At 72.1% G+C, this 24,832-nt stretch carries 21 protein-coding genes and 1 riboswitch; of the genes, 10 read left to right on the forward strand and 11 right to left on the reverse strand.

Translation table 11 applies throughout. The features are described from left to right. Positions 1 to 123: 123 nt before the first annotated feature. The gene (locus tag GR130_RS25660) at positions 124 to 948 is read right to left on the reverse strand and encodes a lipase family protein (protein ID WP_201304997.1); all 825 of its coding nucleotides are present in this window, start codon (positions 946 to 948) and stop codon (positions 124 to 126) included. Positions 949 to 1,233: 285 nt separating this feature from the next. On the opposite strand from GR130_RS25660, the gene GR130_RS25665 reads away from it, so the two are divergent. Beyond that, on the forward strand, positions 1,234 to 1,626 hold the full coding sequence (locus GR130_RS25665; RefSeq protein WP_159506903.1) for a DUF779 domain-containing protein: 393 nt from the start codon (positions 1,234 to 1,236) through the stop codon (positions 1,624 to 1,626). 193 nt (positions 1,627 to 1,819) lie between these two features. On the opposite strand, the gene GR130_RS25670 is transcribed toward GR130_RS25665, so the two are convergent. From GR130_RS25670 to GR130_RS25680, 3 genes are all read right to left on the reverse strand, one after another. Next, on the reverse strand, positions 1,820 to 2,767 hold the full coding sequence (locus GR130_RS25670) for a hypothetical protein (RefSeq protein WP_159510211.1): 948 nt from the start codon (positions 2,765 to 2,767) through the stop codon (positions 1,820 to 1,822). Positions 2,768 to 2,951: 184 nt separating this feature from the next. Continuing rightward, positions 2,952 to 3,470 carry a lytic polysaccharide monooxygenase auxiliary activity family 9 protein gene (locus GR130_RS25675; protein ID WP_159506904.1) on the reverse strand — a complete coding sequence of 173 codons (519 nt, stop codon included), beginning with the start codon at positions 3,468 to 3,470 and terminating at the stop codon, positions 2,952 to 2,954. A gap of 91 nt (positions 3,471 to 3,561) precedes the next feature. Beyond that, complete coding sequence (locus tag GR130_RS25680) at positions 3,562 to 4,578, reverse strand: LacI family DNA-binding transcriptional regulator (protein ID WP_159506905.1); 1,017 nt, start codon at positions 4,576 to 4,578, stop codon at positions 3,562 to 3,564. A gap of 290 nt (positions 4,579 to 4,868) precedes the next feature. Between GR130_RS25680 and uriH the strand changes: the two genes are divergently transcribed. The 4 genes from uriH to GR130_RS25700 all read left to right on the forward strand — a co-directional run bounded on the left by uriH (position 4,869) and on the right by GR130_RS25700 (position 8,413). Continuing rightward, the gene (gene uriH, locus GR130_RS25685) at positions 4,869 to 5,819 is read left to right on the forward strand and encodes a uridine-preferring nucleoside hydrolase UriH (protein WP_159506906.1); all 951 of its coding nucleotides are present in this window, start codon (positions 4,869 to 4,871) and stop codon (positions 5,817 to 5,819) included. Beyond that, entirely contained in the window at positions 5,816 to 7,255 is a 1,440-nt protein-coding gene (uriT, locus tag GR130_RS25690; RefSeq protein WP_159506907.1) for a uridine transporter UriT, read from the forward strand. The genes uriH and uriT overlap by 4 nt, the downstream gene beginning before the upstream one ends. Before the next feature lie 152 nt (positions 7,256 to 7,407). After that, a complete protein-coding gene (locus GR130_RS25695) occupies positions 7,408 to 7,824 on the forward strand; it encodes a DUF2795 domain-containing protein (RefSeq protein WP_159506908.1) in 417 nt (138 codons plus the stop codon). 109 nt (positions 7,825 to 7,933) lie between these two features. After that, positions 7,934 to 8,413 carry a DUF5709 domain-containing protein gene (locus GR130_RS25700; RefSeq protein ID WP_159506909.1) on the forward strand — a complete coding sequence of 160 codons (480 nt, stop codon included), beginning with the start codon at positions 7,934 to 7,936 and terminating at the stop codon, positions 8,411 to 8,413. A 21-nt stretch (positions 8,414 to 8,434) separates the two neighbouring features. On the opposite strand, the gene GR130_RS25705 is transcribed toward GR130_RS25700, so the two are convergent. After that, positions 8,435 to 8,761, reverse strand: coding sequence for a plasmid stabilization protein (locus GR130_RS25705; protein WP_159506910.1), 327 nt, complete (start codon positions 8,759 to 8,761; stop codon positions 8,435 to 8,437). A 236-nt stretch (positions 8,762 to 8,997) separates the two neighbouring features. On the opposite strand from GR130_RS25705, the gene GR130_RS25710 reads away from it, so the two are divergent. Next, positions 8,998 to 9,651 carry a class I SAM-dependent methyltransferase gene (locus GR130_RS25710; protein ID WP_159506911.1) on the forward strand — a complete coding sequence of 218 codons (654 nt, stop codon included), beginning with the start codon at positions 8,998 to 9,000 and terminating at the stop codon, positions 9,649 to 9,651. A gap of 64 nt (positions 9,652 to 9,715) precedes the next feature. Here GR130_RS25710 and GR130_RS25715 read toward each other — a convergent pair whose 3' ends face one another. The 3 genes from GR130_RS25715 to GR130_RS25725 form a co-directional block, all read right to left on the reverse strand. Further along, entirely contained in the window at positions 9,716 to 11,122 is a 1,407-nt protein-coding gene (locus tag GR130_RS25715) for a M1 family metallopeptidase (protein WP_159506912.1), read from the reverse strand. After that, positions 11,119 to 15,075 carry an epsilon-poly-L-lysine synthase Pls gene (pls, locus tag GR130_RS25720; protein ID WP_159506913.1) on the reverse strand — a complete coding sequence of 1,319 codons (3,957 nt, stop codon included), beginning with the start codon at positions 15,073 to 15,075 and terminating at the stop codon, positions 11,119 to 11,121. Before pls ends, GR130_RS25715 begins: the two co-directional genes overlap by 4 nt. 437 nt (positions 15,076 to 15,512) lie before the next feature. Next, positions 15,513 to 16,286: a hypothetical protein gene (locus tag GR130_RS25725; protein WP_159506914.1), complete on the reverse strand. Its 774-nt coding sequence runs from the start codon at positions 16,284 to 16,286 to the stop codon at positions 15,513 to 15,515. Between the two features lie 146 nt (positions 16,287 to 16,432). Beyond that, a riboswitch (M-box (ykoK) riboswitch) is annotated at positions 16,433 to 16,606 on the forward strand. A gap of 303 nt (positions 16,607 to 16,909) precedes the next feature. On the opposite strand from GR130_RS25725, the gene GR130_RS25730 reads away from it, so the two are divergent. Continuing rightward, positions 16,910 to 18,565, forward strand: a complete 1,656-nt coding sequence (locus GR130_RS25730) for an NRAMP family divalent metal transporter (RefSeq protein WP_159506915.1) — start codon at positions 16,910 to 16,912, stop codon at positions 18,563 to 18,565. An 88-nt stretch (positions 18,566 to 18,653) separates the two neighbouring features. Then, entirely contained in the window at positions 18,654 to 19,385 is a 732-nt protein-coding gene (locus tag GR130_RS25735) for an MgtC/SapB family protein (RefSeq protein ID WP_159506916.1), read from the forward strand. A 133-nt stretch (positions 19,386 to 19,518) separates the two neighbouring features. Here GR130_RS25735 and GR130_RS25740 read toward each other — a convergent pair whose 3' ends face one another. Beyond that, positions 19,519 to 20,820, reverse strand: coding sequence for a phage tail sheath family protein (locus tag GR130_RS25740; protein ID WP_159506917.1), 1,302 nt, complete (start codon positions 20,818 to 20,820; stop codon positions 19,519 to 19,521). A gap of 611 nt (positions 20,821 to 21,431) precedes the next feature. On the opposite strand from GR130_RS25740, the gene GR130_RS25745 reads away from it, so the two are divergent. Then, the gene (locus GR130_RS25745) at positions 21,432 to 22,073 is read left to right on the forward strand and encodes a TetR/AcrR family transcriptional regulator (protein ID WP_159506918.1); all 642 of its coding nucleotides are present in this window, start codon (positions 21,432 to 21,434) and stop codon (positions 22,071 to 22,073) included. 35 nt (positions 22,074 to 22,108) lie between these two features. On the opposite strand, the gene GR130_RS25750 is transcribed toward GR130_RS25745, so the two are convergent. Continuing rightward, positions 22,109 to 22,870 (reverse strand): DUF6214 family protein, encoded by a 762-nt coding sequence (locus GR130_RS25750; protein WP_443043658.1) that lies wholly within the window; start codon positions 22,868 to 22,870, stop codon positions 22,109 to 22,111. A gap of 195 nt (positions 22,871 to 23,065) precedes the next feature. On the opposite strand from GR130_RS25750, the gene GR130_RS25755 reads away from it, so the two are divergent. After that, positions 23,066 to 24,439 carry an FAD-dependent oxidoreductase gene (locus GR130_RS25755; protein ID WP_236573488.1) on the forward strand — a complete coding sequence of 458 codons (1,374 nt, stop codon included), beginning with the start codon at positions 23,066 to 23,068 and terminating at the stop codon, positions 24,437 to 24,439. Positions 24,440 to 24,455: 16 nt separating this feature from the next. Here GR130_RS25755 and GR130_RS25760 read toward each other — a convergent pair whose 3' ends face one another. Beyond that, the gene (locus GR130_RS25760; protein WP_159506920.1) at positions 24,456 to 24,827 is read right to left on the reverse strand and encodes an ArsR/SmtB family transcription factor; all 372 of its coding nucleotides are present in this window, start codon (positions 24,825 to 24,827) and stop codon (positions 24,456 to 24,458) included. Positions 24,828 to 24,832 lie beyond the last annotated feature (5 nt).

Genomic DNA, 24,832 nt, shown 5'->3' on the forward strand with positions numbered 1-24,832 from the left:
CCGGATCGATCATGCGGCCGGGCCACCGCTCCCACCACCCCCGAGCCGGGCCGCGACCCCCTCGCGGCCCGGACGCCGGATGCGTGGGGGGACGTTCCGGCACCGCCTGCAACTGACGCTACATCAGGCCAGGTTGTTCTCGATGGCCGCGATGTAGCGCTTGATCGAGTGGTCCCGGACGCCGGCGGCGGCGGGGGCGAAGGCGTCGGCGGTCAGACCCTTGGCGCGGTCCGCCAGGTTGCCCAGCAGGCCCACGGAGTCGTGGAGCCTGCCGTCCGAGTCGATGTACCGCAGCGCCTCGACATGCGTGTAGACGGGCTCCGGCGGGAGCTGCGGCACGATGTCGTTGTTGTTGACGAAGCGGTACATGCGGTTCTTGAAGCCCTTGTTGTACGCCGCCGCCAGGACGCGGTCGCAGGTGCGCGGCTGCCCGTACGTGTAGACGCCGTCCGCCTGGAGCCGCGGCTCCTCCAGATACATCCGTGCCCCGGCGAGCATGGCGAGCGCACCGCCGAGGCTGTGGCCGGTGAACCACACCGTCTGGTTGCCGGTGCGCAGTTCGGCCAGGGTGTCCTTGACCTCCGGGAAGATCGACTGGAGCGCCTCGGCGAAGCCGTAGTGGGTGTAGCCCGTTTCGGCCGGGCCCGGCCAGGGGGGTGTGGCGGCGTCCGAGAGCCAGTCGCGGATCTCCGCCGGTTCCGTGCCGCGGAACGCAGTGATGATCATGTGGTCGCTGGCGGCGGTGTACGCCTGGGTGTCCTCCAGCGGAAACGGCGGCGTGAACCGCGTCTGGTGGTGGCGCACCCGGTCGAAGCCCCAGTTTCGTGCCTGGGATTCGATGGTGGCTGCGTCCTTGTAGGCCAAGTCGGACGCCTGGGCCAGCCAGTAGGCCAGGGGGAGGCTGTACCCGGTGGTCGCGTGGTGGTCGATCGCGGACGGCGCGGACATGGGGGCTCCTTTCGCTGCTCTGCTGCGGCGCACCGGCGGTTCGTCCCGGTGCGGAAGGCTCCCTTCGTAGCGGCGGACGAACGGCCGGGGGCCGGCGCCACGCCCGTCGTCCCCCGAATGGCACGGGTGCGGGCGTGCAACCACCGTGCAACGTCGTGACGGGTTGACTGGGGCCCACCGCCTGCCGCCGCGGCGGCCCCGGGGGCCCGTCGGCGCCTCCGGAAACGGTCTCCGTAACGGCATCGGCGGTCCCAGACGACGGTTCCGGCGACGAGAGGAACGACCATGGACCGGCAACCCGCGCGGATCGGGCTCACCGCCGCCGCCTCGGAACTGCTGCGGTCGCTGCGCGAGCGGCACGGACCGCTGATGTTCCACCAGTCCGGCGGCTGCTGCGACGGGAGTGCGCCGATGTGCTATCCGGCCGGGGAGTTCCGTACCGGAGCGGCGGACGTGCTGCTGGCCCGGCTGGCGGTGGCGGGGGGCCCGGAGCCGGTGGGCTTTTGGATGTCGGCCGACCAGTTCGCCCGCTGGCGGCATACGCATCTGACGGTGGACGTCGTACCGGGGCGGGGCAGCGGCTTCTCGCTGGAGGCGCCCGAGGGCGTCCGCTTCCTGATCCGCTCGCGGCTCCTCACCGACGAGGAGCGGGCGCTGCTCGACGACCGCGAGGGGTGAGCGCCGCGCAGAGCACGGGGCCGCGGAGAGCGCTGGTGAGGCCCCGCGCACGGGGGAGGGCGCGGGGCCTCACACTCAGGAACGGGTCCGCAGGTGCCCGGGTTCCCTGCCCGATGAAGATTCTGCGGAATTTTTTCCGGGGCTGCGGATCGCGCCCCGTACGGCGCGCGCCGGGGCCGCCGGCGGGCGGGGCTCACGCCTCGTCCTGCACCAGCCGCTCCAGCATGTCCTGGAATTCGGTGTCGACCACCACACGCAGGCCGTCGCCGTCCGGCTCGCTCAGCGGTGTCATCACCCCGCGGCGCCACCAGAACACCCTGGGGCTGATCGCGCCCGCCGCGTCCTCGTGGCCGGCGGCGGCGAACTGCGCCATCGCCTGGAGGGCCGGGATGACCTGGGCGTCGTGGATGCGGTGGAAGGCCAGCTGGTGGCGGAACGGCATGGCGACCAGCGCACCGTCGGGGGTGAGCCCGGTGCCCATGACGCGCCGGACCAGGTCGTCCAGCACGAGCACCCTGCTGGCGGTGAAGAAGGAGTCGCCGAGCAGCACCTCGAACGCCGAGCCGTCACCGCGCCGCACCGTCTCGTGGCCCTCGACCGGCAGGGCGCGCAGATTGTTCATCGCGCGGATCCGCAGCTCGGCCACGTCCCCCAGGTCGGTCAGCGAGTCCTCGCTCAGCATCTGCACCGCCTCGGGCAGGTCCAGGGCGAGCACTTCCCGCAGGCCCGGCGCGGGCTCGCGCCCGTAGCGGAAGGAGTCGGAGGCGGGCAGCGTCTCCTGGGCGACGACGCGGGGGTAGAGGCAGGCCCGGATCTCGTCCTCGGAGAGGATCTCCAGCGGCTGGGGGCCGTCCATCGTGCGCAGCACCTTGCCGACGTGGTCGCGGATCAGCGCCGGCCAGCTGCGCTCGCCGCGGCGGTCGCGGTGGCAGACGGCGGCGAGGTTGCCCAGGCCGAACTGGCGGCCCGCGGCGTCGGTGACCACCGCGGCATAGGCGGTGACCTCCAGGCCGTGCTCGGCGAACGCCTGGCGGACCTGTGATCTGAAGACGCGGCCTTCCCGCTCCGAGAAGAAGCCGAACTCCTCGTCGCGTGCGAGTTCGCGGGAATCCCGCTTCGGTCCTCGGCGGAACAGACCCATCTCTTCCTCCCGGCAGCGGCCACGAGCGTCGGCCATGAATGGGCCGATCGTAACGGTTGCCCACGACACCGGCGCCGCCCTGCTGCCGGGGGCGGCGCAGGGCGACGCGGCGGGAGGAGGAAAGGGAGACAGGGGTGGAGAGAGAGGGAGAGAAGGGAGAGCGGTGGGAGGAGGCGGACGAACCCTAGCCGCCGATGTTCACGTCGATGCAGGCGTAGAAGGCGTTCGGGGTGTCGGCGATGTTCCAAACCGCGAGGATCTTCTGTCTGTCCGTGACGCCGTCGAAGTTGACGGTGTGTGAGATCTCCTCCGGGGGCTGGGTGCCGCCGCCGTCGAACTCGGCGACCTTCTGGCCGTTGGCGAAGTACTGCCAGTTGCTGGTGGCGTGGCGTGCCGTGAAGTGCCAGGTGAAGGTCTGGGTGCTGCCGACCGGGGTGACCTGCCAGGGCTTGGAGTCGTCGTCGAGGTCGGCGAACTGGCTGTTGCCGCCGCTGCAACTGGTCAGCCCCTTGGGCCCTTCGACGCTCTGCGGCTCCCACTTGATGGGTCCGCACTCGACGGTGCCGGCGGCGCACTGGGCCTGCCGGCTGGGCGGCGAGGAGACATAGCCGTGGGCGCTGGCCTGGCCGGCCGGCATCGTGACGACGAGGAGGGGGGCGAGTGCGCTGCCTATGGCGAGGGCCAGCCTTCTTTTCTTGTCCATGTCAACCCTTTCGCGTAGGGGGGTGGTTGACGCGAGGGTGTGCCAATTGGTCTAGACTTTACTCACTGACCGCGTACGGTCAAGAGGTCGCTCACGAGGGCCGCCCGCTCGATGCCCGGACGACCAGTTCCGGGGCGAGACGGACCGAGCGGACCGGCTGCCGCGGCCCGGGAACGGCCGCACCGGCCGGACGGCGGACGAGCAACCGGGCCGCCTCCGCGGCGAGTTCGGCGAGTGGCTGGCGGACGGTGGTCAGCGCCGGGTCGGCGAGGCCGGCGAGCGGGATGTCGTCGAAGCCGGTGACGGCGACCTCGCCCGGAACGTCGGCGCCGAGTTGGCGCAGCCGTTGCAGGGCGCCGGCCGCGATCAGGTCGTTGGCGCAGACGACGGCGTCCGGGCGGGACGGCCAGATCCGGTCGACGGCGGCTCGGCCCCACGCGGCGGAGAAGTCGCCGAGCAGGGTGCGTTCAGGGGCGGCCGGGTCCAGCGCGGCGGCCCCCGCCTCGTACGCCGCCCGGCGTTCCACCGCCGCGGACGCGGTGCCGGCGGCACCCACGAAGCACGGGCGGCGGCGCCCGGTGGCGGCGAGGTGGTCCAGCACCAGGGCCATACCGGCCGTGTTGTCGACCGCGACGGAGTCGGCGGCGCCGGGCCCGCAGCCGCGGTCCAGCAGCACCACCGGCACCTGGGCCGCGGCGCCCAGCACCGCCTCCCGGCTGCGCCGCTCGTCGGCCGGTATCAGCAGCAGGGCGTCGACCCGGCGGTCGAGGAGTTCGCCGATCCGGGCGGCCTCGGTCTTCGGGTCGTCGTCGCAGTCGGCGAGCAGCACGGCCCGCCCCTCGGCGTGCAGCGCGTGCTCCAACTCCCGTACGAGGGACGGGAAGAAGGGGTTGGTGATCTGCGGCAGGACGAGTCCGACGATGCCGGTGGAGCGGCTGCGCAGCGCGCGGGCGACGTGGTTGGGCCGGTAGCCCAGGCGCTCGGCGGCCTGCCGTACGGTGCGCGCGGTCTCCGCACCCACCGGGCGGTTGCCCGCCAGGACGCGGGAGACGGTGGCGACCGAACAGCCCGAGGCGCGTGCGACGTCTCGCAGGGTCACATCGGCCACGGCGCTGCGCCTTCCACTACGGGGGCCTGAGCCGCACGGGCGGCACCGTCCCGGATTCGGCGGCAAACGTTTTCACCGCGAGTGCTCATCCGTATCAGCTGTGTGCCCCCGCATACCAGGGGATGTGCAGGTCACCTGCCTCACACTTCGTTGACACTTCATTGACATCTCCGCGCGCGATGAGCGAAATTTCCGGAGAACGTTTTCCCGAGGTAGCAGCCTGCTGCGGCGCGCCCAGAGATCGAGTTCACCCGCACCACCCCGTTCCGCAGAGCAAAGGGGCTCGCCCGTTGGCCAGAAAGATCATCCTCGACTGCGACCCGGGGCATGACGACGCGATCGCCATGCTCCTGGCGCACGGCAATCCCGACATCGAGCTGGTCGCGGTGACCACCGTGGTCGGGAACCAGACGCTGGAGAAGGTGACCCGCAACGCGCTGTCGGTGGCGGCCGTCGCCGGAATCACCGGGGTGCCGTTCGCCGCGGGCAACCCGCGTCCGCTGGTCCGGTCCGTCGAGACCGCCCCGGACATCCACGGCGAGACCGGCCTGGACGGGCCCGAACTGCCCGAGCCCGCCTTCGAGCTGGACCGCCGGCACGCGGTCGACCTGATCATCGACACCGTGATGTCCCACGAGCCGGGCGAGATCACCATCGTCCCGACGGCCGGGCTGACCAACATCGCGATGGCCGTGCGCAAGGAGCCGCGGATCGCCGAGCGGGTGCGCGAGGTCGTCCTGATGGGCGGCGGCTACCACGAGGGCAACTGGAGCGCGGTCGCCGAGTTCAACATCATCATCGACCCCGAGGCCGCGCACATCGTCTTCAACGAGAAGTGGCCGGTCACCATGGTCGGCCTGGACCTCACCCACCAGGCGCTGGCCACCCCCGACGTCGAGGCGAGGATCGCCGCGGTCGGCACCGCGCCGGCCCGCTTCGTGCTGGAGCTGCTGGACTTCTTCCGTGAGGCGTACCGGGAGAACCAGGGCTTCGCATTCCCGCCGGTGCACGACCCGTGCGCGGTGGCCTACGTCATCGACCCGGACGTGATGACCGTCCGCAAGGCGCCGGTCGACATCGAGCTGCGCGGTGCGCTGACGCTGGGCATGACCGTGACGGACTTCCGTGCGCCGGCGCCCGCCGACTGCCACACGCAGGTCGCGGTCACGCTCGACCACGAGCGCTTCTGGAACCTCGTGGTGGACGCCCTGGAGCGGATCGGCGAGGGCCGGGCAGCATGAACCTCTCCACCACACCGCGCCCCGCCGAGACGGCGGGCGGCGGATCCGGCGTACGCATAGGCGTGCTGGTCACCGCACTGCTCACGGCCTGCTTCGCCTTCCAGCTGAACGCCAGCATGCTCAGCCCGGCGCTGAAGAACATCGAGGACTCCCTCGGTGCCAGCTCCGCCGAGGTCGGGCTGACCCAGACCGCGTTCTTCACGTCGGCGGCGCTGTTCTCGCTGTTCCTGCCGCGGCTGGGCGACGTCCTCGGCCGGCGCCGGGTTCTGGCCGGGATGCTGGGCCTGATGGTCGTCGGCTGTGTCGTCGCCGCGCTCGCGACGAGCATCCCGATGCTGTTCGCCGGCCGGATCATCCAGGGCGTCAGCGGTCCGGTCGTTCCGCTGTGCCTGATCATGCTGCGGGTCGAGGTCACGGAGCCCAAGCGGTACGGCACGCTGCTCGGCGTGATCACCGCGGTCAACGGCGGGATCGCCGGTGTCGACTCCCTGGCCGGCGGCTACCTCGCCGACCACCACGGCTTCCAGTCGGTGTTCTGGGCGATGGCGGTCGTCGCGGCGCTGGCCACGGCCCTGGTCGCCACCCTGACCCCGGAGTCCAAGGCGCCCACCGCGTCCCGCATGGACTGGCCCGGCGTGGCGCTGCTGGTCGTCTCGGTCGGCGCGCTGCTGATCGCGCTGAACGAGGCGGGCAAGCTGGCCGCCGCCGACTGGCCGCTGGTCGGCGTCCTGGTCGTACTGGCCGCGGCCGCCTTCGCGCTGTTCTGGCGGACCGAGAACCGCACCGGGCACCCGCTGGTCGCCACCCACCACCTCAAGCAGCGCGGCACATGGGCCACTCTCCTGACCACCGTGCTCACCATGACCGGTGTGTTCGCGGTGATGAACGGCCTGATCCCGGCGTTCGCCCAGGACGCCCAGGCCGGGCTCGGGATGTCCGCCGAGCAGTCCGCGTGGTGGACGCTGTCCCCGTACGCGCTCGCCGGACTCGCCATGGGCCCGCTGGCCGGCCGGCTCGCCGCCACGTTCGGCTACGGCCGGATCCTGCGGCTCGGCCTCGTCGGCTCCGCGGGGTCGGTCGTGCTGATGCTGCTGACCATGCACAGCCAGTCCCACGTCCTGCTGCTGGTCACCTCGATCCTCGTCGGCATCACCTACGCGGGCGTGGCGAACATCGTGCTCAACGGGCTGGGCATCGTCCTCTCCCCCAGCGAGAACCCGGGCTTCCTGCCGGGGCTCAACGCGGGTGCGTTCAACCTGGGCGCGGGCCTGAGCTTCGCCGTCCTTTACGCGGTGAAGACCGCGGTCGCCCCCGCCGACGCGGCCTCGGCCGGCGGCTACACCGCGGGCATGATCGCCGGTGTGGTCATCCTGGCGCTGGCCCTCGCGACCTCGTTCCTGATCCCGAAGCCGGTGGCCGCCGAAGCCGGGAGCTGACGCCGACACCCGTGGGCACCGCCCGCCGACCCGGATACCGCGGTCGGCGGGCGCTCGCCTGTCCGGCTCCGGTCCGCCGCGGCCCCTCCGGTCTCCGTGTTGTCACCGCGGGGGGAACAGGGAGACTGGAATCGGAGGCAACGGAGGCAGCGATGGTCATGGAACACGGTATGGACAAGACCGGTCCCGCCCGGGACGACATGATGAAGAAGCAGCTGCGCGGCCAGATGACGGTGGACCGCTCACTGCGTGCGGACGAGAACCGGGAGCTGGAGCCGGCGGGCGAGGACCAGCCGGTGGCCGCACCGTCGCCGGAGAGCGTCTTCCGGGGCGGCACCCCGCACGGCATGACCGAACAGGACGTCGGTCTGCGCTCCGAACTCGCGCAGTACCTCGGCCGCAGCCTCTACCCGGCCGAGCGGAACGACGTCATCCGGACCCTGCGGCGCAACCACGCTCCCGACCGCCTGGTCACGATGGCCGAGCAGCTGCCCGCGCACCACCGCTACGGCAACGTGCAGGGCATCGCCGAGTCCCTCGGGCTGGGGACGGAGGACCGGCGCTCCTGAGGCCGGAGCGCGTCCGGTGACGGACAATTACCACGAGGCACAAGCCCGGACGGGGCACACCCGGTGCGACGACGCACCGGACGCGGAGACGCGGAGGAGGAGGGCGGCAATGTCCGACGACGCCATGGGCGACGAGGTCTATCAGCCGCCCAGATCCGACCCCCAGGACAACCCCAACGACCTCGACATGGAGGACGCCCTGGACGAGCCGGGGCTCGACGAGGCGCTGGACACCGGCTATTCGCCGCCCGAGCGCCCGTTCGTGGTGAACCACGAGGGCACCACGGCACAGGAGCAGCACGACCGGGAGACCCTCGCCCACCGGCTGTCCGTGGAACTCCCGGACGTCTGCGCGCCGGAGGGCGACGGCATCGGCGACCTGGCGGACGGGGCCGGTGAACCGTACGACGACCAGGTGGGCGCCGAGCGCGCCGGCCGGATCGTCAGCTACGACGACGGCTTCTGGCGCGGCAGCAGCAACGACGTCGTCGCCCGCGACGTCGGGATCGACGGCGGCGCCGCGTCCGCCGAGGAGGCGGCTGTGCACATCGCCCACGACGTCGGCGGTGTGGTCGAGGGCGAGATCTGACCGGCGCCGCCCGGCCCCGGGTCAGCGGCCCAGGGCGTTGCGGAGCTGCTCCTTCGTCATCGACGAACGGCCCTCGATGTGCTGACGCCGTGCCTCTTCGTAGAGCTGGTCCCTGGTCGGGCCCTGCGCCCCCTTGTGGGAGCGCTCGCCGCCGCGCCGCGAGGCGGACTTGGGGTCGCGGGTGGAGACCTTCCCGGGCTTGTGGGCCTCGCCGGCGCGGGCGCGCTCCTTGTTCACCGTCCGGGCGGCGATCTCCTCGGCGCGCCGTTCCGGAACACCCCGCTTCTCGGCGCTCTCCTTGATGTGCTCGTACTGGCGCTCCCGCTTGGCGCTGGAACCTGCCGGCATGACGCTCTCCTCTCTGGACGCTCCGGTGGACGGCGGGTGCGGTGGTCCGCACACCGCCCGCGGATACGACTTCACGCCGGATCGCGGCGGTGCGCGAGGCGAGTTGATCCGCAAGGTGCGGGCCGGGCGGGGAGTCGGGACGGGGCTCCCGTTGCTGTTTCGGCAACGAACTTTGCGCCGTGCGAGGTCCGCGCCGGACCCTCTCCCGTACACCGACGGAGAAGGGGAGCACATCCATGGCTCACGGCAACGGCACGAGTGGCGGCACCGCCATCCCGGACCACGAGTTCTGGGACACGTTCTACACCGAGCGCGACCAGGTCTGGAGCGGGAACCCCAACGTCGTGCTGGTCCGCGAGACCCGCGGTCTGACGCCGGGGACGGCGCTGGACCTGGGTTGCGGAGAGGGCGCGGACGCGGTCTGGCTGGCCGGGCAGGGGTGGCGGGTCACCGCCGCCGACGTCTCGCGGGTGGCGCTGGGGCGGGCGGCGGAGCACGCCGCGGCGGCCGGCGTGGCGGACCGGGTCGACTGGCAGTGGCACGACCTGGCGGAGTCGTTCCCCGAGGGCGGCTTCGATCTGGTCTCGGTGCAGTTCCTGCACCACCCGGGCGAGATCTTCCGCGAGCGGATCCTGCGGCGGGCGTCCGGTGCGGTGGCGCCGGGCGGCGTGCTGCTGATCGTCGGGCACGCCGGATTCCCCGCCTGGGAGGAGCACGACCACGAGGAGGCGCACTTCCCCACCCCCGACGAGGTGCTGGCGGCCCTCGCGCTCCGGGAGGACGAGTGGGAGGTCCAGCTCAGCGAGGAGCACGAGCGGATCCAGAACGCTCCCGACGGGCGGCCGACCACCCGTACGGACAATGCGCTGAAGGTGCGGCGCCGGGGCTGACCGGCGGCCGGCGCGGCGGCGGGCAGGGCGCCCGCCGCCGCGCGGCCGTGTGTCCTCGGGCCCGTCAGGCCGCGGCGAGGCGCGGCAGCGGCTTCTCGTACAGCCAGGAGTGCAGCAGCGGGCGGACCGAGTGCGCCGCGGAGCGTTCGGCGTGCGCGACGAACGCCGGGGTGTCGGCACTGGCACCGCGGTGGGTGTCGTGCCAGCTGCGGAGCATCGCGAAGAACCGGCTGTCGCCCATGGCGGTCCGCAGCGCGTGCAGGGCACAGGCGCCGCGGACGTAGACCCGGTCGTCGAAGATCCGGCGCTGACCGGGGTCGGCGAGCCGGAAATCCTGGTTGCGTGCCTGGAGCGAACGCCACGACTGCTGGGCGATCTGCGCGGCGTCGTCCTCGCCGATGTGCTCGGACCAGAGCCACTCCGCGTACGTGGCGAAGCCCTCGTTCAGCCAGATGTCGCGCCAGTCGCGCAGGCTGACGCTGTTGCCGTACCACTGGTGGGCGATCTCGTGCGCGACCAGGGTCTCCGAGCCGCGGTGGCCGTCGATGTGGTTGCTGCCGAAGACGGACAGCGTCTGGTTCTCGACCGGGGCGCCGAGTTCGGCGTCCACCACCACCGCGCCGTACGCCTCGAAGGGGTACGCCCCGAAGTAGCCGCTGAAGGCGCGGAGCATCTCCGGCTGGCGGGCCAGATCGTGCTCCGCGTCATCGGCCATCCACGCCGGGTACGCGTTGTGCAGCGCGATCGGCGCGTCCGCCGTGCCGACGTGGACCGTTCCGCTGTCGTGGCGGAAGCGGCCGGTGTAGAGCGCGGCGAGGTACGGGGCCATGGGACCGGGGTGGTGGTAGGTCCAGCACTCCTGGTGCCCGGTGCGGCGGCGTTCGAGCAGGGTGCCGTTGGCGAGCGCGTGGTGCCCGTGCGGGACGCTGATCCGGAAGGTGAACGCGGCCTTGTCGTCCGGGCGGTCGTTGCACGGGAACCAGGACGGGGCGCCGAGCGGCTGGGAGGCGACCAGCGTCCCGTCGTGCGGGTCGCCGGTCCGGTCCCAGCCGATCGGGCCGAACGGGGAGCGGACCGGCCTGGGCCGGCCGCTGTAGCCGACCTCCACCGTGAAGTGCGCCCCCTTGGCGAGCGGGCGCGGGGTGTCCAGGAACAGCTTCCCGTCCTTCTGCCGGGTGCGGACCCGGTTCCCGTCGATCCGGGCGCTGTGCACGGACAGCCGGGACAGGTCGAGTTCGACCCGGTCCAGGGACCGGTTGGCCACCGCCTTGATCCGGGCCCGCCCGTTCAGGCTGGCGTTGACCGGGTGGTAGGCCAGGTGCAGGTCGTACGAGGCGGTGTCGTGGGCGTAGGTGCCATGGCGGGGGAAGTAGCGGTCGGTGAGCGGTCCGGCGAGGCCGTCCGCGACCGTCGCGGCGAGCGGCAGCAGGGCGGCGCCCCTGATCAGGGCGCGCCGACTGCATCGGGTCACGCTGCCGCACCGCCTTCCGAGCGGGCCCCGGCGGGACGCGCCGCGCGCTCGCCGGCGATCGGGTTGCCGGCCCACCGGGTGTGTGCGGGCACGCTCTCGCCGCGCATGACCAGGGAGGACGGTGCGATCGAGGCGCGGGCCCCGACAGCGGTCCCGGGGAGCACGATGCCGTGCGGGCCCAGGGAGGAGCCCTCGGCGAGGTGGACGGTGTCCAGCCGCATGATCCGGTCGTGGAAGAGGTGGGTCTGCAGGACGCAGCCGCGGTTGACGCTGACGCCGTCCTCAACGGTGATCAGGTCGGTCTCCGGCAGCCAGTAGCTCTCCAGCCACACCCCGCGCCCGATCTTGGCGCCGAGGGTGCGCAGCCACCAGTTGAGCACCGGTGTGCCGGTGAACGCGCCGGCCATCGACGGCACGGCGAGCGACTCGACGAAGGTGTCGTAGAGCTCGTTGCGCCAGACGAACGACGACCACAGCGGATGCTCGCTCGCGGTGAACCGGCCGACCAGCAGCCACTTCGACAGGGTCGTGATGAGCAGCGCCGCGAGGCCGGAGGCCAGCATCAGCGGGGCGCCGACCAGCGCCGCGAGGCCGAGGCCGCCGTTGGTGAAGGCGGCCTGCTCGGCGAGGTACACGCCCTCGGCGAGGGCGACTCCGCAGATCACCGGCAGCACCCGGCACATCTCGACGGCGGCGCGGGCCATGACCAGCTTGCGCGGCGGCGCGAAGGTGCGCCCCGGGTCGGCCTGGGCCGCCACCCGCGGCAGCGGCATGGCGGGCCGGCCCAGCCAGGACATCCCGGGCTCGCCGTTCGCCGGGGCGTTGGAGAGCACACCGACCAGGCTGTGGTCGGGCACGTCGTGGCCGGGGTCGACGATGCCGGAGTTGCCGACGAAGGCCCGCCGGCCGATGCGGACGTGGCCCAACCGCAGCCAGCCGCCGCGGATTTCGTAGGGCGCGACCAGGGTGTCGTCGGCGAGGAAGGCGCCGTCCTCGACGTGCAGCAGGGACGGCAGCGGCAGCACGGTGGAGATCTCGACGTGCTTGCCGACCTTGGCGCCGAGCAGCCGCAGCCAGTGCGGGGTGGCGAGGCTGGCGTAGATCGGGAAGAGGCTGCCGCGGGCGCCGTCCAGGATGCGGGTGACCAGCCAGGCGCGCCAGGCGACCCCGCCGCTCGCGGGGTGCAGACCGGGCTTGATGCCGCGGCCGAGGAGCCGCACCAGAGCGACGGTCACCAAAATCGAACATGCCGTGGTCACGATCGCGAAGACGGGTGCGGCCGCGAGCAGCCGCCCCGCCGCGGTGGAGAAGGCGACGCTCTGGCGGAGCAGGAAGTACATGCCGACCAGCGCGGGCGCAGCAGCCACCAGCCCCAGCAGCGGCAGGCCCAGCAGGGAGAGCGCGTAGGCGGCGCTCCAGCCGATCGAGCGCCGCCAACGCGGGGCGGGCCACGCGGTGTTGGAGATCCGCTCGGCGGCGCCGGCCGGGCGGGCCGGGGAGCCGGTCCAGCAGTCGCCGTCGGGGATCTCGCCGTCCAGGCAGCCGCCGGCGGCGAGTTCGGCGCCCTGGCCGACCACGGCGCCGGGCATCAGCATGCTGCGGTGGGCGACCCGGGCTCCGGCGCCGATGCGGACCGCACCGATGTGCAGGGTGTCGCCGTCGAGCCACCAGCCGGAGATGTCGGCCTCGGGCTCGACGCTGCAGCCGTTGCCGAGTTCGGCGAGGCCGGTGACCGGCGGCATGGTGTGCAGCGACACGTTGCGCCCGACGGTGCAGCCCAGCGTCCGGGCGTACAGCCGCGCCCAGGGCGTGCCGAGCAGGGACGGGATGCCGAAGGCCGCGACGACGCGTTCGGCGGTCCACAGCCGCAGGTGGGTGGCGCCGCCGCGCGGGTAGGCGCCGGGCTTGATGGAGCCGGCGAGCACCCGGGCGCCGACGGCACCGATGGCGCACCGCATCGGGGCGCTGAAGAGGACCACCCAGCCGACGATGATCAGCCACCAGGCGGTGTGCGGGGCCCACGCCTGCGGGGCGAGCCAGCCGAGGATGTTGTCCGCGAGCGCGAGTCCGACGAGCCCGCGCAGCCCGGCGACTCCGTACAGCCCGGTCTGGACGAGGAACTGGACGACCGCGGTACCGCGCGGGACCGGGCGCACCGGGCGGGCCTCGTCGACCGGGCCGCCGAGCGAGTCCAGGTGCTCGGCCATCCGGTGCAGCACGGGGTGCCGGTAGAGGTCGGCGACCGAGACGCCGGGGTGGTGCTCGCGGAGCATGGACGCCATGCGGGCGGCGACCAGGCTGGTGCCGCCGAGGGAGACGAAGTCGCTGTCCGGGCCGGGCCGCACGCCGAGGAGTTTCTCCCAGATGTCGGCGAGGCGGGCGGCGGTGCCGTGCAGCGCCGGGCCGGCGTGGTCGCGGCTCGCGTCGTGCGCGGAGGGCAGCGGCCAGGGCAGCGCCTTGCGGTCGACCTTGCCGGACGTCCGGGTCGGCAGGCTCTCGACCTCCGCCAGTACGGGCACCAGCTGGCCCGGCAGCCGCTCCTTGAGCAGGGCTCTGGCCTTGTCCTGCTGGAAGCTGGAGCCGTCGCCGGAGCGTTGCTCGGGAACGACGTAGCCGACCAGGACCTGGGTGCCGGCCGGGGTGGTCTGGACGGCCGCGGCGGCGCCGCGGACGCCGGGCAGGGCGCCGAGCGCGGCGTCGATCTCGCCGAGTTCGATCCGCCGCCCGCCCAGTTTGACCTGGTCGTCGGCGCGGCCGACGAACAGCAGGCCCGCGCGCTCGGCGCGGACGAGGTCGCCGGTGCGGTAGGCGCGCGCGGTCCCCAGGACGCGGTCCGGCCGGAAGCGGTCGGCGTCCTTGACGGGGTCGAGGTAGCGGGCGTTGCCCACGCCGCCGATCAGCAGCTCGCCTTCCTCGCCGTACGGCACGGGCTGCCCGGCCTTGTCGACGACGGCCAGCTGCCACCCCTCCAGCGGCAGGCCGATGCGTACCGGCTCCCCCGGCAGCAGGCGGGCCGCGCAGGCGACGACGGTGGTCTCGGTCGGGCCGTAGGTGTTCCACATCTCGCGCCCGGTATGGGCGAAGCGGTCGACCAGCCCGGCCGGGCACGCCTCGCCGCCCACGATCAGCAGCCGGACCCGGCGCATCGCCTCGTCCGGCCACAGCGCGGCGAGGGTGGGCACGGTGGACACCACGGTGATGCCGCGTTCGACCAGCCACGGGCCGAGTTCATGGCCGGCCCGGACCAGCGAGCGGGGCGCCGGCACCAGGCAGGCGCCGTGCCGCCAGGCGAGCCACATCTCTTCGCAGGAGGCGTCGAAGGCGACGGACAGGCCGGCCAGCACCCGGTCGCCGGGGCCCAGCGGCCGGTCCTGGAGGAACAGCGCGGCCTCGGCGTCGACGAACGCGGCGGCGGAGCGGTGGCTGACGGCCACGCCCTTGGGCGCGCCGGTCGAACCCGACGTGAAGATGATCCAGGCGTCGTCCTCGGGACCGGGGAGCCGCTGCGCTCCCAGGGGCCGGGCCAGGCCCGGCGGCTGGGGGTTCGGTCCGAGGACACCGCAGACGGCGGCCTCCCGGAAGACGGTGGCGGCCCGCTCGTCCGGGTCGTCGGCGTCGACGGGTACGTAGGCGGCGCCGCTGCGCAGGATGGCGAGGATCGACAGGTACAGCTCCGCGGTACCGGACGGCACCCGGACTCCCACGCGGTCGCCGGGGCCGATCCCGTAATCCCTGAGCTGCCGTGCGCGGCGTTCGGTCTCGATACACAGGTCGCGGTAGGTGATCACCTCGGAGCCCGTGTCCAAGGCGGTCGCCTGGGGGTGTGCGGCGGCGGTTGCGTCAAGCACGTCGAGCAGGGTCCGCGGGTGCGGGGTGGTGGCCGTGCGGTATACGGCCCGGTCGGGCAGGTGCTCTGGTTGCTCGAAGGATGATTCGAGAAGGGGCGACGACATCGATATGCCTCTGTTGTTCGGTGCCGGTGGGTGAAAGACCCTCGGACGTTCGCCCCTACAGATGCCGCTGACCAGGCGCGAGGTTCGCGTGCCGGACCAGAAATCCGCAAATCGAACATGTTGTGAACACGCCCGCCCGCCGCTTCGGCAGGCGGCACCGCGTGACAGCCCCTTACCCCTGACCGCCGCGTTAGGAAAAATTGACTTGCTACGGGGGTTGTTTTCGGGCCGTGACGACCCATCAGTACAAAATCGCAGGTCAGGGGCGCGCTGGCGATCGGTTACGGCCTCACCGGTCAAGCCTTGGCCAATAGATTGCGCAACCGCGCAATTATTCATTGAGTTCTCATGGCCGCCTCATGAACCTGTCACCACGACGCCATACCCTCGAAACGCCGCAGTCACACCTCCGTCCGCCAAATCTCTGCGGACCCCGGCTACTTGAAGATGTTCACGGCGCGGGCCACGACCAGGACGACGGTCAGCAGCGAGACCGCCGACTGCAGCAGCATCAGCATCTTGGCCCAGCGGGTGAGCGGCATCACGTCGGTCGGGCTGAAGGCGGTGGCGTTGGTGAAGGAAAGGTAGAGGTAGTCAGGGAACTGCGGTTCCCAGTGCTCCGGCGCCAGCTCCGGTGTCTGCATCTGCGGGAAGAGGAAGTCGGGATAGGTCCGCTCGGCGTGTATCCGCGCGACCGGGCCGCCGCGGTCCCACTCCCAGTACCAGAGCGCGAAGACGATCACGTTCGTCAGCCAGATACTGCCGCCGGTCGCCAGCAGCGGACCCGCGTCACTGCCCTCGGTCCCGCGCACCAGACCGATCACCAGATGCACCGCGGACCAGCCGTTCGCCGCGCTGATCATCGCGATCAGCACCAGCCCGGCCCACCGGTAGAGCGTCGAGCCCCGTTCGATCCGGTACGGGTTGGCCGCGACCAGCGCGATCAGCAGCGCGGTCTCCAGGGTCGGCAGCAGCCACTCCGGATGGATCGCCAGCCGCTCCGGCAGCGTGAACTGCAACGCCACCGCCGCCAGCACCGCCAGTGTCGAGGGCCAGCGCGGTTCGCCCTTGGTCACCCGCCGCCAGGCGGGCAGCAGCCGGCGGCCCGCCTCCTCTATGCCCGTGACGGCGGGCGCCAGCAGCGCCTCGATACGGGCCAGCCGCTCGGAGTCGACGTTGCCCGGTCGGCCGGGCTCGGGGTGGTGGGACATGCGGCTCATGCTCGCCGCCGGCCGCGGGGGGTGTCCAGCACCCGAACTGTGGGGGAGCCCACTACCGACCGCCGGGTTAAGAGTCAGTCAACAGGTTGCGTTGCCGCGCAAGTGTGGGTCTACACTCGTACAGGTTTGAAGCGAAGAGGTCACCTCGTTCGGTGAGGCGTCTTCACGGACACAGGCCACTGATCCCACCCGTCGAGAGACGCTCCGGATCAGGACAGGTCTCCCCGGCCCAAGGGGTGACCCCAAGTGGCTGCCCTCGCGAAGGGGATTACGCCGTGGAGTGCCAAAGCTCTGACGAGTTGGGGTGAGCCAGTCGACGGAGACTGGTCCGCTCCTTGCCGAGTCGACGACGGCGCACCAGGCGCCCCGGCCGGAAGGAGGCGAGAGACATGGATTGCAGTTGCAGTAGTCCGGGCCATCATCGGCCCGCCGTCCGCCTGTCCTCGCACTCTTCCGGCACGCGGTAACCACCTCCCCTGCGCGGCTTCCCCGCCGTGTCACGCCCCGTATGGCCAGGCGCCATCACGGGTTGCCGTGCTGCGCTCCCGCGCAGGGGGGATGACTGCCGCGTGCCCCCAATACCTCTCCCTCCGGGGGGACTTGGGAGGTACGCCATGACCCACACGACCGTCCGCACCGCGGTCCCGACCCAGCGCCCCACCGCCGTTCTCGATGACGCACACGTAGGCGACATCCGCGGTGCACTGGGCACCATCAAGCTCGACGACACCGCACCCCGCACCGGCCTGTCAGCCAAGCTCAAGACCCTCCTGGCCATCGTCGGCCCCGGCCTGATCGTCATGGTCGGCGACAACGACGCCGGCGCCTTCGCCACCTACGGCCAAGCCGGCCAGAACTACAGCACCCACCTGCTGTGGACCCTCCTCCTGCTCATCCCCGTCCTCTACGTCAACCAGGAAATGGTCCTGCGCCTCGGCGCCGTCACCGGCGTCGGCCACGCCCGCCTCATCCTCGAACGCTTCGGCAAATTCTGGGGCGCCTTCTCCGTCATCGACCTCTTCCTCCTCAACGCCCTCACCCTGGTCACCGAGTTCATCGGCATCACCCTCGCCGCCGGCTACCTGGGGCTGCCCAAGGCCGGTTCGGTGATCCTGGCCGCCGTGGTCATCGTCTCCGCCGCCTTCACCGGCTCCTTCCGCCGGTTCGAGCGCGTGGCCATCTTCCTGTGCGCGGGGTCACTGCTGCTCATCCCGCTGTACTTCATGATCCACCCCAAGACCTCGCAGATGGCACACGACTTCGTCGTACCCACCATGCCCGGCGGATCGGGTCAGCTGGCCACCGTCATGCTGCTGATCATCGGCATCGTCGGCACCACCGTCGCCCCCTGGCAGCTGTTCTTCCAGCAGTCCTACGTCATCGACAAGCGCATCACCCCCCGCTTCATGCGCTACGAGAAGGCCGACCTGTGGATCGGCATCGCCATCGTCGTCATCGGCGCCGCCGCCATCATGGGCTTCACCGCCACCGCCTTCACCGCAACCAAAGGCTTCGGCAACTTCACCGACGCGGCAGGCATCGCCACCGGCCTCGAAGCCCACGCCGGCAAACTCGCCGGCATCCTCTTCGCCATCGCCCTCCTCGACGCCTCCATCATCGGCGCCTTCGCCGTCTCCCTCTCCACCGCCTACGCCATCGGCGACGTCTTCGGCATCAAGCACTCCCTCCACCGCGGCATCAAAGGCGCCAAGGGCTTCTACGCCATCTACGCCGGAGTGGTGGCCGTCGCCGCCACCATCGTCCTGATCCCCGGCTCCCCCCTCGGCCTGCTCACCGAAGGCGTCCAGACCCTCGCCGGCGTCCTCCTCCCCTCCGCCACCGTCTTCCTCCTCCTGCTCTGCAACGACCGCACCGTCCTCGGCCCCTGGACCAACGGCCCCAAAACCAACGCCTTCACCGCCACCGTCGTCGGCGTCCTCGTCACCCTCTCCATCATCCTGACCGCCTCCGTCCTCTTCCCGGACATCAGCGCCACCACCATCCTCGACATCATGGCCGCCTGCGGCATCGCCGGAGTCCTCGCGATCGGCTACGCGGAGGTCCGCCGCCGGAACAAGGGCTGGGCCCTCAGCGGCCGGCCGATCGACCGCAGCGGCAAGGACGACTGGCGGATGCCGCCGCTGGAGACCCTGCCGAAGCCGATCTTCTCCACCGGCCGCAAGATCGGCATGGGTGCCCTGCGGACGTATCTGCTCATCGCGATGGCCCTGGTCGTCCTCAAGATCGTCGAGGTCGCGCTGCACCAGTAGGGCGCCCAACGCCCGCTCCCCCGCTCCCTGTCCAGGAGCAACCGTCCTGTCCCGCACTCGTGGTCCCGGCCACCGAAGGAGGTGCACCATGCACACCCTCACCATCATCGACTTCCTGATCCGGCTCGCCACCGGCGTCGCCTGTGGAGCGCTGATCGGCGTCGAGCGCCAATGGCGTGCCCGGATGGCGGGGCTGCGCACCAACGCCCTGGTGGCCGCGGGCGCGACCCTCTTCGTCCTCTACAGCACGGCCGTCGGCGACTCGGGCAGCCCAACCCGGGTGGCGTCCTACGTCGTCTCCGGTATCGGCTTCCTCGGCGGCGGGGTGATCCTGCGCGACGGGGCCGGAGTGCGCGGGCTCAACACCGCGGCCACGCTGTGGTGTTCCGCGGCGGTCGGCGTGCTCGCCGCCTCCGGCCGGCTGGCGCTCGCCGTCCTGGGCACCGTCGCGGTCCTGGCCGTACACCTCGTACTGCGCCCGGCCGGGCGGCTGTTGGACCGGGCCCCGGCCTCCGGGTCCGACCCGGACGCGGCCGTCCACGCCACTGTCCACGTGGTCTGCGAGCGCCGCGCCGAGACGCACATCCGCGCCCTCCTGCTCCAGGCACTGACCGCCTCCGGGCTGACCCCCACGGGCCTCCGGGCCCGGCGCGAGTCCGAGGACACCACCGGCTTCCGCGCCGCGGTCACCGTCTCCGGCGACATCGCCCAGGCCCTGGAGCAGGTCATCACCCGCCTCTCGCTGGAGCCCGGCGTACGGGACCTGCACTGGCACCTCAGCGACGGCGAAGTCACCGCGGAGCAGCGGGTACTGGCCTGAGCAATCCGGGGATCCGCCGCGGCCCGGCCCTCCGAGAGAGGTCGGCCGCGGCGGATCGTCTCTGGGCGCGGACACGGAATCGGTGGCGGCAGCGCCCTCGTACGTGTACGTGAGCGTCGCCGCCCGGCCGTTCCTACTTCCCCGGCTGCCCGGCGATCTGCGCGATGCCGAAGTGCACGAACTCGGCGGGCCGCACCGGCGCCACCCCGATGTCGCAGTGCACCTCCCCCGCGTCCCGCTTCTCCCGCGGATTGTTCGACTCATCGCAGACGACGTGGAACGCCTCCTCCGGGGTGCGCCCCACCAGCGCCCCCTGCCGCCACTGATCCATCAGAAACGTCGACACCGCATGCCGCAACGCCCCCCACAACCGCTCGTCGTTCGGCTCGAACACCGCCCATCTCGACGACTGCTCGATCGAGTCGCGCAGGAAGCAGACCAGCCGCCGCACGCTCAGGTACTTGCAGTCCCTGGTCGTCGACCGCGTCCGCGCACCCCACACCAGCAGTCCCCGCCCGGGGAACGCCCGAAGGCAGTTGACGCCCACGGCGTTGAGCGCCCCCTGTTCCTCGTCGGTCAGCAGCACCGGGATCTCCAGTACGCCGCGCGGCGCCTCGTTGGCGGGGGCCCTGAACACCCCGCGCTCGGCATCCGTACGGGCCCACACCCCCGCCATGTGACCGCACGGCGGCACGGTCCGCCGCCGCCCCTCGATACCGGGGACGGCGACCCAGGGGTAGTACAGCGCGGTGAACGCCGCGTCGTCGGTGGTGGGCGCCGCCAACTGCCCGTTCGCGAAGGTCTCCACCGCGCCGGGGAGCAGGCCCGGCGGCGGATCCACCAGCGCGAGCCGGTTGCCCATCTCGGTGCAGTGCTTCAGTACGGCCTCGATCAGGACCTTGCCGTCCGCCGGATTCACCGCGACGGGGTCTTCGGCCGTGGGAACGGCCCGGGTCATCTCCCAGAGGTTGGGCACCGCGACCATGCTGACCCCGGGCTCGGTCACCAGCCCGCCGAGTCCGGTGCGGTCCACCGCGCCGCCGGCGAGCGCCGCGGCGGTCACCGGCTTCGTCGGATCGGTGAACCCCACGACGTAGCAGGACTGCCCGCCGTTGGCGAAGAAGCCGTAGACCGCCTCGGCGAGAGTGAAGCACCGTTCCAGGGCGTTGCGGTCCTTCGGTGTGGTGACCTCCGCCCGCTCCTGCGTCAGCCCCTCCATGCTGTAGCGGACGACGAACTCCCGCCAGCCGCGGACCAGTCGCGGAGTCCGGCGTTCCGCGTCCGTGTACGACGCGACCGCCGCATGGGGATCGTCCTTCGGGGACACGCGCGTATAGCCGAGAAAGGCCGGAACGGACGTGCTCGCGCCGGTGATCGTACGCACGCCACCGGGCTTCTCCGTGACGTGGGCCCCGGGCGGATCGGGCGGTGTCATGGGTGGTGCTCCTTCTCCGGGCGGCGGGCCCCGGCCGTTCGCGTACGAGGAGTTCACCGGTGGCCGGGACCTGCCGGATCTCCACCACGTCCTGTTCCAGGGTGAGTCCCGATACCTGCCGCACGGTCTCCGCCCGGAACGTGCCGAGTTCGCCGGTGGTCCGGACTCCGCCGGGGAGTTGCCTGACGAGGACGCCAGGCGCCGGCAGACCTTCGGACATCGCGGCGGGCCCTCTCTGTCGAGGCGTCAGGTGCACCGGCCGGAAGCCGTACCCCCGCTCGGCGCCGGCCCCACCTCCCGGCCGCCCTCCCTCCCCGTAACCACCCTTGGGAGTGAGGGCATTTCGCATGTGTGCGCGGTTTCGGTGCGCCCGTACGACCGTCGGCGATCGGGCGTGATCGCACCGCATCGCAACAGGGGCCGGAACGATCCTCGCGGCACCGCGGTGAGCGGTGCGCGACGACCGTCCCGGCCCCTTCCCACCCGATTCGGGCGATCCCCCGCGTCGCCCGAACCAGGCAGCCTGGCCGGATTTCCGAACCACTCGGGTCGGACATCCCCAGCTGCGCTGAGTATATTGGCTCTCAGCCAGTCAACGCAGGAGTTATAGGATGTCCCCCCGCAGCGCATCGGTCAATGAAGAATTGCGACGGCGCTCCCGCGAGCGGCTGTTGCAGGCGACGGTCGAGCTGGTGGGCGAGCGTGGCTACGAGGCCACGACGCTGGGCGACATCGCCCAGCGGGCGGGGGCCGCGCGCGGGCTGATCTCGTACTACTTCCCCAGCAAGCACCAGTTGCTCCAGTCCGCCGTACACCGGCTGATGCACCGCACGCTCCAAGCAGCGCTGGAGCGGGCACCGCGGCCCGCCGGACCGGACGCGGGGCGGGAGTTGATGGCCCGGGCCATCGACGCGATCCTGGGTCTCGCCCACGACGAGCCGCTCCTGATGCGCACGCACATGGCGGGGATCCTGACCGCCGCGGGCTTCGTCCAGTGCCCCGAACAGCAGCGGCTGGCCCAGCTGCTGAGGGACACGGTGGTGGCGTACGGGTCGACCGATCCCGACACCGACTACCCGCTGCTGCGGGCGCTGCTGATGGGGTCGGTGGTGCCCATGCTCCTCCCGGGAGCGCAGATGCCGCGCATCCGGCTGCGCGCCGAGCTGTTCCAACGCTACGGGCTCACCTGGGAGTTGGGGGTACCGCCCGGTGAACGGCCACCCGCCGGGTCGACGACACAGGGGCTGCGCTAGCCGAAAGCCCGGGCCGGCGCCGGCCGGGATGCGCACTAGCGCTTGTTGTGGCGCGGTGTCAGCAGGCCGGCGTCGCGGGCTCCGGCGATCAGGCGCAGCGCCCGGCGGCGGTTGCGGCCGGTGGCGGTCATGACGGCCAGCACGGGGTCCCGGCCTTCCTTCTGGGCCGCGCGGTAGGCGTCGGCGGCAAGCTTGCGGCGTTCGCTGGCCCGCGATCGCACGAGGACGGCGGAGCGGACGGCGGAGGAGGAGTCGCCCACCGCTGCGGTATCGGCGGCGTCGGCGACCTCAGCAGTGTCGGCGGCGTCGGCCGGATCGGCCGGATCGGCCGGCGCCTCGGGTCCGGTCGTCCCCGGTTCCGGATCGGCCGGTGCGCCGAGCGGAGTGCCGGTGCCCGTTCCGCAGAGCGCTCCCTCACCGCGGACGACGTCCTCGGCCGGTGCGTCGTCCCCTGAAGTGCCCGATCGCTGCTCCCCCGGCAGCACCCCGCCGTCGCCGCTCCCCGCCACGGCGCCCACCGTCGGCTCCGGGACGGGCGGGCGCTTCGGGGGGCGGCCGGTGGCCGCGCGGCAGGCGTCGTCGAGGGGGCCGTCGATCCAGCGGGCGAGGGCGGCGAGCGCGTCCAGCGTCAGCGGGGGATCGGCGCGTACGTCCTCGACGGTGAGGTGGTCGTCGGACGCCGTCACCAGCACATCGATCCGGGCGCCGTCGGTGAAGGTGAGCCGGGCGCTGAACCAGGGGCCCAGTTCGGGCGCGGCCGAGCCGTGGGCCCGAAGTTCCCAACTGGGCCACTCCAATGCCGCGTCCTGGGCTTTATATCGGTGATTAACGGTATAAAAGTCACTTTCCGACACAAAAAAAACCTAGCCTCCAGCCGACCCGGCCAAGGGGCGCGGCACGCTCATCGGACCGGGAGCAACCCCGATAGCTCAGCTCTCCCGCCGCACGCCCGCCGGTGCGATCCTGGGGGTACTCCGCGGAAGGGGCCACCCGTGCTTCGTGTCGCAGTGATCGGTTCCGGACCGAGCGGTGTCTACACCGCCCAGTCGCTGGTCGAGCAAGAGGCCGTCCCGGACATCGAGGTCTATGTCCTGGACCGGCTGCCCTGCCCTTACGGGCTGGTGCGCTACGGCGTGGCACCGGACCACGAGAAGATCAAATCGCTGCAGAACAACCTGCGGACGGTGCTGGAGCATCCACGCGTGCACTTCCTGGGGAACGTGGAAGTGGGCGCCCAGGGGGTGAGCCTGGAGGAGCTGCACAAGATCTTCCACGCGGTGGTGTTCTGCGTGGGCGCGGCCACCGACCGGCATCTGGGCATCCCCGGCGAGGAGCTGCCCGGCAGCCATCCGGCCACCGAGTTCGTCGCCTGGTACAGCGCGCATCCCGACGCACCGGCCGAAGGCTTCACACTGGGGGCGCGCTCCGCCGTCGTGATCGGCGTGGGGAACGTGGCGGTGGACGTGGCGCGGATGCTGTCCCGGGGCGCCGCCGAACTCGCCGCCACCGATATGCCGCAGGGGGCACTGGGCGCGCTCGCGGACAGCCGCGTCGAGGACGTCTGGATGGTCGGCCGACGCGGGCCCTCGCAGGCGAAGTTCACCACCAAGGAGCTGCGGGAACTGGGGTCGCTGCCCGGTACGCAGGTGCGGGTGCGGCCCGACGAGCTGGCGCTGGACCCGGCGTACCGCGATCCGGCGGAACTTCCGGCGCCGCTGCGGCGCAACGTCGAGGTGCTGCGCGGCTGGGCCGAGCGTCCGGTGGCCATGGCCGCCGGGGTGGGGCGGCTGCGCCGGATCCATCTGCGGTTCTTCCTGCGGCCGGCCGCACTGCTCGGGGACGAGGCCACGGGGGTGCGCGCGGTGCGGTTCGAGCGGACCGTGCCCGACGGGCGGGGCGGGGTCACGGGAACGGGCGAATTCGAGGACATCGAGGGGCAGTTGGTGCTGCGTTCGGTCGGCTACCGGGGGCTGCCGCAGCCGGGGCTGCCGTTCGACGAGGCGACCGGGACGGTACCGCACCTGGCCGGGCGGGTCCTGCGGGACGGGGCGCCGGACCCCGGTGTCTACGTAGCGGGCTGGATCAAGCGCGGCCCGACCGGGGTGATCGGTACCAACCGGCCGTGCGCCAAGGAGACCGCGGCGTCGCTGCTGGCCGATGCCGCCGACCTGGCACGGCGGTTGCCGGCCGGGGACCCGGTGGCGGCGCTGGAGCGGGCCGGGCAGCGGCCGGTGCCCTGGCGCGGCTGGCTGGCCATCGAGGCCGCGGAGGCGGAGTGGGGCCGCGGCCTGGGGCGCGGGACGGTCAAACTGCCGGACTGGGAAGGGCTGTTGACCGCGGCGCGCTCGGCGATGGTCGGCCGCTGAGGCGGGCGGTCCTCGGTCACCGCTCGCCGAGGCGGCGCTCCTGGAGCCGGGCGGCCCGCAGGACGCCGTCGATCAGACCGGGGAACAGCTCCTCCAGATCGGCCCGGCGCAGCCCGTTCATCTTGGCCGTACCCCGGTAGATCTGCTGGATGACGCCGTGCTCGCGCAGCACCCGGAAGTGGTGTGTACAGGTCGACTTGCTGACCGGGAGCTCGATGTCCGCGCAGTTCAGCTCGCCCTCGGCGGCGGCCAGCGCACAGACGATCCGCAGCCGCATCGGGTCGGCGAGGGCGTGCAGCACATCGGCGAGCCGGATGTCCTCGCGGGCCGGATGCGGAAGCGACCGGGAGCCCGCGGGGGTGCCCGTCGCTGTCGTAACGGTCGGCATGGCGG

This window comes from Streptomyces sp. GS7 (assembly GCF_009834125.1).
GTDB lineage: Bacteria > Actinomycetota > Actinomycetes > Streptomycetales > Streptomycetaceae > Streptomyces.

Coding starts and splice junctions, on each gene's coding strand:
- GR130_RS25660 (WP_201304997.1), bottom strand. CDS start 948: ATGTCCGCGCCGTCCGCGATCGACCACCACGCGACCACCGGGTACAGC.
- GR130_RS25665 (WP_159506903.1), top strand. CDS start 1,234: ATGGACCGGCAACCCGCGCGGATCGGGCTCACCGCCGCCGCCTCGGAA.
- GR130_RS25670 (WP_159510211.1), bottom strand. CDS start 2,767: ATGGGTCTGTTCCGCCGAGGACCGAAGCGGGATTCCCGCGAACTCGCA.
- GR130_RS25675 (WP_159506904.1), bottom strand. CDS start 3,470: ATGGACAAGAAAAGAAGGCTGGCCCTCGCCATAGGCAGCGCACTCGCC.
- uriT (WP_159506907.1), top strand. CDS start 5,816: ATGAACCTCTCCACCACACCGCGCCCCGCCGAGACGGCGGGCGGCGGA.
- GR130_RS25695 (WP_159506908.1), top strand. CDS start 7,408: ATGGTCATGGAACACGGTATGGACAAGACCGGTCCCGCCCGGGACGAC.
- GR130_RS25700 (WP_159506909.1), top strand. CDS start 7,934: ATGTCCGACGACGCCATGGGCGACGAGGTCTATCAGCCGCCCAGATCC.
- GR130_RS25705 (WP_159506910.1), bottom strand. CDS start 8,761: ATGCCGGCAGGTTCCAGCGCCAAGCGGGAGCGCCAGTACGAGCACATC.
- GR130_RS25710 (WP_159506911.1), top strand. CDS start 8,998: ATGGCTCACGGCAACGGCACGAGTGGCGGCACCGCCATCCCGGACCAC.
- pls (WP_159506913.1), bottom strand. CDS start 15,075: ATGTCGTCGCCCCTTCTCGAATCATCCTTCGAGCAACCAGAGCACCTG.
- GR130_RS25725 (WP_159506914.1), bottom strand. CDS start 16,286: ATGTCCCACCACCCCGAGCCCGGCCGACCGGGCAACGTCGACTCCGAG.
- GR130_RS25730 (WP_159506915.1), top strand. CDS start 16,910: ATGACCCACACGACCGTCCGCACCGCGGTCCCGACCCAGCGCCCCACC.
- GR130_RS25735 (WP_159506916.1), top strand. CDS start 18,654: ATGCACACCCTCACCATCATCGACTTCCTGATCCGGCTCGCCACCGGC.
- GR130_RS25740 (WP_159506917.1), bottom strand. CDS start 20,820: ATGACACCGCCCGATCCGCCCGGGGCCCACGTCACGGAGAAGCCCGGT.
- GR130_RS25745 (WP_159506918.1), top strand. CDS start 21,432: ATGTCCCCCCGCAGCGCATCGGTCAATGAAGAATTGCGACGGCGCTCC.
- GR130_RS25760 (WP_159506920.1), bottom strand. CDS start 24,827: ATGCCGACCGTTACGACAGCGACGGGCACCCCCGCGGGCTCCCGGTCG.